General features: G+C 72.0%; 9 protein-coding genes. 2 read left to right on the top strand and 7 right to left on the bottom strand.

Annotation, left to right across the window (positions count from 1 at the left end; all coding sequences use genetic code 11):
- Window positions 1-10: 10 nt before the first annotated feature.
- From ABT112_RS14140 to ABT112_RS14120, 5 genes are all read right to left on the bottom strand, one after another.
- Entirely contained in the window at window positions 11-739 is a 729-nt protein-coding gene (locus ABT112_RS14140) for a hypothetical protein (protein WP_351509140.1), read from the bottom strand.
- A complete protein-coding gene (locus ABT112_RS14135) occupies window positions 736-1,374 on the bottom strand; it encodes an aminodeoxychorismate/anthranilate synthase component II (RefSeq protein ID WP_351509138.1) in 639 nt (212 codons plus the stop codon). The genes ABT112_RS14140 and ABT112_RS14135 overlap by 4 nt, the downstream gene beginning before the upstream one ends.
- Window positions 1,371-1,550 (bottom strand): hypothetical protein, encoded by a 180-nt coding sequence (locus ABT112_RS14130; protein ID WP_351509137.1) that lies wholly within the window; start codon window positions 1,548-1,550, stop codon window positions 1,371-1,373. The genes ABT112_RS14135 and ABT112_RS14130 overlap by 4 nt, the downstream gene beginning before the upstream one ends.
- 71 nt (window positions 1,551-1,621) lie before the next feature.
- Window positions 1,622-2,323 (bottom strand): class E sortase, encoded by a 702-nt coding sequence (locus ABT112_RS14125; RefSeq protein ID WP_351509159.1) that lies wholly within the window; start codon window positions 2,321-2,323, stop codon window positions 1,622-1,624.
- Between the two features lie 34 nt (window positions 2,324-2,357).
- Entirely contained in the window at window positions 2,358-3,131 is a 774-nt protein-coding gene (locus ABT112_RS14120) for a DUF881 domain-containing protein (protein ID WP_351509135.1), read from the bottom strand.
- A 142-nt stretch (window positions 3,132-3,273) separates the two neighbouring features.
- Here ABT112_RS14120 and crgA point away from each other — a divergent pair, with 142 nt between their 5' ends.
- Window positions 3,274-3,525, top strand: coding sequence for a cell division protein CrgA (gene crgA / locus ABT112_RS14115; protein WP_351509133.1), 252 nt, complete (start codon window positions 3,274-3,276; stop codon window positions 3,523-3,525).
- 311 nt (window positions 3,526-3,836) lie between these two features.
- Here crgA and ABT112_RS14110 read toward each other — a convergent pair whose 3' ends face one another.
- Window positions 3,837-4,736 (bottom strand): rhomboid family intramembrane serine protease, encoded by a 900-nt coding sequence (locus ABT112_RS14110; RefSeq protein ID WP_351509131.1) that lies wholly within the window; start codon window positions 4,734-4,736, stop codon window positions 3,837-3,839.
- Window positions 4,737-4,927: 191 nt separating this feature from the next.
- Window positions 4,928-5,461, bottom strand: coding sequence for a peptidylprolyl isomerase (locus ABT112_RS14105; RefSeq protein ID WP_351509157.1), 534 nt, complete (start codon window positions 5,459-5,461; stop codon window positions 4,928-4,930).
- Window positions 5,462-5,791: 330 nt separating this feature from the next.
- Here ABT112_RS14105 and ABT112_RS14100 point away from each other — a divergent pair, with 330 nt between their 5' ends.
- Window positions 5,792-6,511 (top strand): DUF5324 family protein, encoded by a 720-nt coding sequence (locus tag ABT112_RS14100; RefSeq protein ID WP_351509128.1) that lies wholly within the window; start codon window positions 5,792-5,794, stop codon window positions 6,509-6,511.
- The last annotated feature ends 134 nt before the right edge of the window (window positions 6,512-6,645 follow it).

Here is a 6,645-nt window from a genome sequence, read left to right as displayed (position 1 = left end):
GTCCGCCGGCTCACCGGCCGGCCGCTGCGCGCCGGGCGGCCCGGCCTTCCCCGGCCGGTGCTCCGGCGGCCGCGGCGGAGCCGCCCGCGACCTTGCGCAGCTCGTCCACGCGCAGCGCGACGGTCCGCTCATCGCCGAGCCCGCCGGTGCCGGGCTCCCGGCCGTCCACGGGCGGCGGGGCGTCACCGGCGGGGCCCGAGGCGCGGCGACGGGCCGCCGCCCGCCGGGCGGCGCGGCCCATCGTCGGCTCCTGCGGGGCCGCGTAGTCCTCCGGGGCGGGGGTCTGCTCGAGCACCCGCCACGCGTCGGCGGGAGTGTAGGAGGGCGGGTTCTCCGGCGGGAGGGGCAGATGCGCCTGCGCGGGCTCCTGGGGCGTGCCGTACGCCCGGGCGTGCGGGTCGGCGTACCCCTGGCCGTACGCCGTGGACGGCGCCTGCGCACCGGGCAGCGGGCCGTGCTCCGGCCGGGCGCCCGGCCACGCGACGGTCTGCGGTTCCGGTTCGTGGCGCGGGAGTTGGTGGGGCACATGGCCCAGCGACCGGCTGCCCGTGCCGTGGCCGGGGGCCTGGCCGGGAGCTTGGCCGGGGGCCTGACCGGGGACTTGGCCGGGGGCCTGACCGGGCAGCGGGTCGTTCAGCGGATCGTGGAGCCGTCCGACAGCCGCCTCGAACGTGCCGGACCCGCCGTACGACTCTCCGTACGGCGACCCGGTGTCGCGTTCGGGGCGGAGTGCGGTCACGCGCCGACCTTGCCGACCACCGGTGCCAGTCCCGCGGATCGTTCGACGGCCCCGGAATCACCGCACACCACCAGCCAGTTGGCGAGCATCCGGTGGCCCCACTCGGTGAGCACCGACTCGGGGTGGAACTGCACGCCCTCCACCGGGAGATCGCGGTGGCGCAGCCCCATGGCGATACCGGTCTCCGTCCAGGCGGTGACCTCCAACTCGTCCGGGACGGTGCCGCGTTCGACGGCGAGCGAGTGGTAGCGGGTGGCCGTGAACGGCGAGGGGAGCCCCCCGAAGACCCCGCTGCCCTCGTGCGTGACGAGGGAGGTCTTGCCGTGCAGCAGCTCGGGGGCGCGGCCGACGACCCCGCCGTAGGCGACCGCCATCGACTGCATGCCCAGGCACACGCCGAACACCGGGACTCCGGTGTCCGCGCAGTGCCGCACCATGGCGGTGCACACCCCCGCCTGTTCCGGCGTTCCGGGGCCCGGGGACAGCAGGACGCCGTCGAAGCCGTCCTGGGCGTGGGCGGTCGCGACCTCGTCGTTGCGCAGCACCTCGCACTCGGCGCCGAGCTGGTAGAGGTACTGGACGAGGTTGAAGACGAAGCTGTCGTAGTTGTCGACGACCAGAATGCGTGCGCTCATCGGGCTGTGGATCCTCCGCCGTTGTCGACTGTCACGTCGTTGAACGGAAGCAGGGGCTCCGCCCACGGGAAGACGTACTGGAAGAGAACGAAGACGATCGCCAGTACGAGCAAGAGCGAGATCCCCGCCCGTACCCAGGCGTTCCCCGGCAGATGCCGCCAGATCCAGCCGTACATGCTGTCCCCACTTGCCGATGATGAAGCCGATTGCAGCTCCAGAGTAAAGGTCGGAGCGCGGGGAAGGTGGGTCAGCTGCGCAATGCGTCGGGCTTCCCCGCTCCGACGCGGCGGGTGTCGTCCAGGTGTGCCCAGGCGATCAGCCGATGGCTGTGCCCCCACTCCGGGTCGCAGGTGGTGAGGGTGAGATAGCGGCCCGGCCCGCCGTATCCCGACTTCCGCGGAACCGGGTCGATCACCCCGGTGTCGGCGGGCAGCGTGCGGTACGGCCGGCGGTCGATGCGGTAGGTGAACCAGGTCGTGCCGTCGGTCAGCACCACGGCGTCCCCGGGGCGCAGCTTCGGGAAGTCCTTGAACGGGTCCCCGTGGGTGCGGCGGTGGCCCGCCACGGAGAAGTTCCCGCGCGCGCCGAGCGGGGCGGTGCGCGCGTAGTGGCCGAGGCCGCGGGCGAGGGTGTCCCGGCCCGTTCCCTCCAGCACCGGCTTGGCCCAACTGTCCCCGAAACGGGGGATGTACATCACGGCGAACGCCTTCCCCCGCGCGTAGGGCGCAGCGGGGGGCGGGGCTCCGGCGCCGTCCGGTTCCGGTCCGGCCGGCGCTCCGGCGACCGGGCCGTCCGACCACCGCTCCTGGAGCCGGTCGATCTCACCGTGCATCGCGCTGTCGGCACGGACTCCCGTCCAGAACAGCACATAGGTGACGAACAGCACGATGACGCTGCCGACGGTGACGCACAACTCGCTCAGCGTTCTGACGATCAGTCGCGCGGTCACCGGTGCCGGCAACGGCGGCCCCCTTCGTCCAGGGCTACTTCACGGGCTTGGCGTAGTGCAGGTCCACTGTGCCGGAGTAGCCGGGAAGAGTCACCGCCTGCTGCTGTTCGACTTTCCAGCCCAGCCCGTAGGCGTTGACGTACTGCATGTAGTTCTGGATGGCCGGGGACTCGGCCAGCGCCGTCTGGAGCCGTTCGGTGTCGCCGACGGCCGTCACCTTGTACGGCGGCGAGTAGACGCGGCCCTGGAGGATCAGGGTGTTGCCCACGCAGCGGACCGCGCTGGTGGAGATGAGCCGCTGGTCCATGACCTCGATCCCGCGGGCGCCGCCCTGCCAGAGGGCGTTGACGACGGCCTGGAGATCCTGCTGGTGGATGACGAGGTCGTTGGGCTGCGGCTCGGGGACGCCGGGGATCCGGGCGGTGGCGTTGGGGGGCGCGTCGGTGAGGGTGACGGCCACCCCGGACCCCTTGAGCGGCTTGGTGCCCGCGACCCGCTCCAGCGCGTCGAGCTTGACCTTCTCGGCCTCCGTGCTGCCGTCGTCCCGCTCGGCGAGCCGGTCGACCTGGCCCCGGGCGGTGGCGGCCTCGTCGGTGAGCTCGGCGTTCTTCCGGCTGCGCTCGCGGATCAGGTCGGAGAGCCGGAGCATCGAGTCGTCGGAGCGGAGGTTTGTACCCTGGGCCGTGTTGAAGCTGGTCCAGAAGATGAGCCCGGCGAGCGCGAAGACGGCGGCGGTCAGCAGTCGCACCGGACGGAACCGGCGGAACCGCCCGGCCCGGCCGGCGTCGGTGTCGGCGGAATTGCTCACCGTACCCTTATCTCCTTCTGCGCCGCGGAAGGACTACGCTAACGGACGCCCCCGGGGTGAACGTAAGCCCCGTCGGGCCTCGCCCCGGCGACAGACCCAGATCACTGCGCGGTCACGCAGCGCATCGACAGGAGAGACCCTCGTGCCGAAGTCACGTATCCGCAAGAAGGCCGATTTCACGCCCCCGCCGGCGAAGCAGACCAACATCAAGCTGACCAGTCGCAGCTGGGTCGCGCCGCTGATGCTGGCCATGTTCCTGATCGGGCTCGCCTGGATCGTGGTCTTCTATGTGACCGCCGGCGACATGCCGGTCGACTCCCTGGGCAACTGGAACATCGTCGTCGGCTTCGGCTTCATCGCCGCGGGGTTCGTCGTCTCCACCCAGTGGAAGTAGCGGTCGACGCGCCGGTCGGAGCACCGCTCGACGTACCGCCCGGCGCAGTCCACCGCAAGCCTTGCCCCAAGGTTGCCCACAGAGTTATCCACAGCACTGTCCACATGGGGAAAAGGTCAGACGATCTGTGGATAACCCCTTGAGCATTGACGCCGGTGTGACTGGTGGTACGTCCTACCACTCACCCGTCACCCCTGCGCGGTACTGGGAAAACGCAGGTCAGTGCGATTCCCGTAGCCATCTCCGCACAGCACGCACAAGATCCGCCACCCGCTGTGGACAACGGCCCCGTTCCAGCCCCCGGGAGCCCCTCAGGGGGTGAGCTGCAGGGTCCGTACGCACACCATCGCGACGATCACCAGGAGCGCTGCCAGGCAGGTGGCGCGCTGCACCAGCGCGCGGTGCTCACGCGGCGCGTGGACCAGGCCGTACGCGACCGCCGCCCCCACCACCAGCCCGCCGATATGGGCCTGCCAGGCGATGTTCCCCCAGGTGAAGGTGAAGATCAGGTTGAGCACCAGCAGGGCGAGGACCGGCCGCATGTCGTAGTTCATCCGGCGCATCAGCACGGCGGTCGCGCCGAGCAGGCCGAAGACGGCACCGGAGGCCCCCAGCGAGGGCTGGCCCGGGGACGCGAGCAGGTACGACAGCGCGCTGCCGCCGAGCCCGGAGAGCAGGTAGAGCGCGAGATAGCGCACCCGGCCGAGGGCGGCCTCCAGGGGCGGGCCGAGCCACCACAGCGACAGCATGTTGAACGCGATGTGCATCAGCTGCTGGTGCAGGAACATCGCGGTCAGCAGCCGGTACCACTGGCCCTCCGCGACGCCTTCGACCGGGCCGCCGTAGTAGTACTGCAGCCGGCCGACCAGGTCGAGCTCGTCGACGAGCCGGTCGCCGGCGCCGAGCACGGCGAACCAGAGCGCCAGGTTCAGCCCCAGCAGGATCTTGGTGACCAGACGCGGATCGTCGGCCACCGAGCCGCCCGCTATCGTCCGCGGGCGCGCGGCCTGCGGGGCGTGGCCGGTCCCCGACCCCTCCTTCACGCAGGTGGGGCACTGGAAGCCGACGGACGCGCTGACCATGCACTCCGGGCAGATGGGCCGCTCGCAGCGGGTGCAGCTGATGCCCGTCTCGCGGTCCGGGTGCCGGTAGCAGCCGGGCAGGCCGCCCGCGGCCTCGGGAGCGTCCGAGCTTCCTGGCGCCTGATCCATCGGTTCCCTCGTCTCCGTCCTGCCGGTGGCACGGTCCTGCCGGGCGGCAGGCTCCCACCGGTACGGCACGGGCCCGCCCGGTGCCCTCGCGGCCCGGACGCCTGCCCACCGGGTGTGTGCCCGCCGGGGGCGTGCCAAAGACTGCCCCGCCCGTCATACGGACGGGCGGGGCAGTTCGGTTCCCGTTCGGGTCAGCCCTCGCGGGTCTCCACGACGACCGACTCGATGACGACGTCCTGCAGCGGACGGTCGGTGCGCGGGTTGGTGTCGGCGGTCGCGATGGCGTCCACGACCTGCTGGCTCTTCGGGTCGACGACCTCACCGAAGATGCTGTGCTTGCCGGTCAGCCACGCCGTGGGCGAGACCGTGATGAAGAACTGCGAGCCGTTGGTGCCCGGGCCGGCGTTCGCCATGGCGAGCAGGTAGGGGCGGTCGAAGGCGAGGTCCGGGTGGAACTCGTCACCGAACTCGTAGCCCGGGCCGCCCGTGCCGTTGCCCAGCGGGTCGCCGCCCTGGATCATGAAGCCGCTGATCACCCGGTGGAAGACCGTGCCGTCGTACAGCTTGTCCTGGGACCGCTTGCCGGTCTCCGGGTGGGTCCACTCGCGAGTGCCCTCGGCAAGCTCGACGAAGTTCTTGACCGTCTTCGGCGCGTGGTTCGGCAGGAGCCGGACCACGATGTCGCCGCGATTGGTCTTCAGGGTGGCGTAGAGCTGCTCAGCCACGATCTGCCTTCCGTAGTTCTCACTGACGTCCACCGATCCTCGCACGGACTTCGTCGCGACGAGTAGCCGCCGGACCGTTGGCGGGTGACGGAATGCCCGCCTCCCGTGACGGGAGAGGCCTCTGTGGCGCCGCTGTCCTGCCGTGGTGGCGGCTCGGTCCTTCCTTTCGGGGAAGCCGTTCCGGGGCAGGCCGTCCCGGCGAAGCCGTCCCCCCTTTCGGGGAACGTGACCCGGATGCCGGTTCGCGCATGCCGTACGGACCCCCGAGGTGCATGATCTCTTATCGGGTGGAAAGGCGAAAACCGTACCGCCACCGAGGAGGAGGTTCCTGTGACCCGCATCGACAGCGTGCGCGCCGCGACCGGCACCGCGAAGGACAGCGTGCTGCACGCCGCGGAGGTGGTGGCGCCCTATGCCGGCACGGCGAAGGACCAGGCCGTGCAGTACGCGCACGAGGCCCGCGCACGGCTGGCGCCCAAGGTGTCCCAGGCCGCTCAGCAGGCCCGCGAGACCGCGCTCGTCCAGTACGACGCCCACCTCCAGCCCCGTATCCAGCACGGGCTGCACCAGGCCCGGGAATCGCTGCCGCCCAAGGTCGACGCCGCCGCCACCCGGGCCGCGAAGCGTGCCCGCAAGGCCGCGCGGCAGGCCGCCGAGTACACCGTGCCCCGGGTCGAGCAGGCGGTCGCGGCCGCCGAACCGGTGCGGGAGGAAGCGGTGGAACGCAGTGCCGCCGCCCTCGCCGCGCTGCGCGGCCAGGTGACCCGGGCCGAGGTCGAGAAACTGGTGCGCAAGCGCCGGCGCCGCGCCACCTGCGGCCGGGCCACCAAGCGCCTCCTGGTGATCGGCGCCGTCGCCGGAGCGGCCGTGGCCGCCTGGAAGTGGTGGGACCGGCAGGCCAACCCGGACTGGCTGGTCGAACCGCCCGCCGCCACGGAGCTCGGCGACCGTCCGCCGCTCACCTCGGTGGACGGCAGCGAGGCCCTGGACCCGGAGGTGCAGGCGAAGCAGGCGGAGGCCGACCAGCGCAAGCGGGGCGAACAGGGCTGAGCCGACGGCGGCCCCGGTCGGCGCCGGCGGCGCGGGCCGAGGCCCGACCATCGTCGGCGCTGATGCGGACCGTGGCCGGTCGGAACCCGGCCGGTCGGTCCGTGGCGGCTCGGGCCATGACTGCTTCGGGCCGT

The sequence above is a fragment of the Streptomyces sp. NPDC002055 genome (genome assembly GCF_040296705.1).
Lineage (GTDB): Bacteria > Actinomycetota > Actinomycetes > Streptomycetales > Streptomycetaceae > Streptomyces.
The sequence above is the reverse complement of the archived record's forward strand: the minus strand, read 5'-3'. Positions and strand labels throughout refer to the sequence as shown.